At 57.4% G+C, this 326-nt stretch carries 1 protein-coding gene; it reads left to right on the forward strand.

The features are described from left to right. Positions 1-316, forward strand: a 316-nt coding sequence (locus EE949_RS01365; RefSeq protein ID WP_122662247.1) for a YbgA family protein, incomplete at its 5' end; no start/stop codon positions are given. Between the last annotated feature and the right edge of the window lie 10 nt (positions 317-326).

Below are 326 nucleotides of genomic sequence, written 5' to 3' on the forward strand. Positions count from 1 at the left end.
GGGCCGCAGTGATCCGAAAGACATCGCTCCACAGTATTTCAGCGACCTGATGACCGCGCTCAAGAAGTGCGCGACCCGTCGCACCCACACCAACGTACTTCAGCACCTGGCTGGCTACCTCAAGCAGACCATCGGCGCCGAAGACAAACAGGAAATCCAGCAGTTGATCGGCCAGTACCATCAGGGGATCGTGCCCTTGATCGTGCCGCTGACCCTGCTCAAACACCATTTCCGCCAACACCCGGATCCGTATGTGGCGCTGCAGGTGTACATGCAGCCGCATCCGGAAAACCTCAGCCTGCGTAATGCGATTTGACTATGAATGA

The sequence above is a fragment of the Pseudomonas viridiflava genome (assembly GCF_900602065.1).
Classification (GTDB): domain Bacteria; phylum Pseudomonadota; class Gammaproteobacteria; order Pseudomonadales; family Pseudomonadaceae; genus Aquipseudomonas.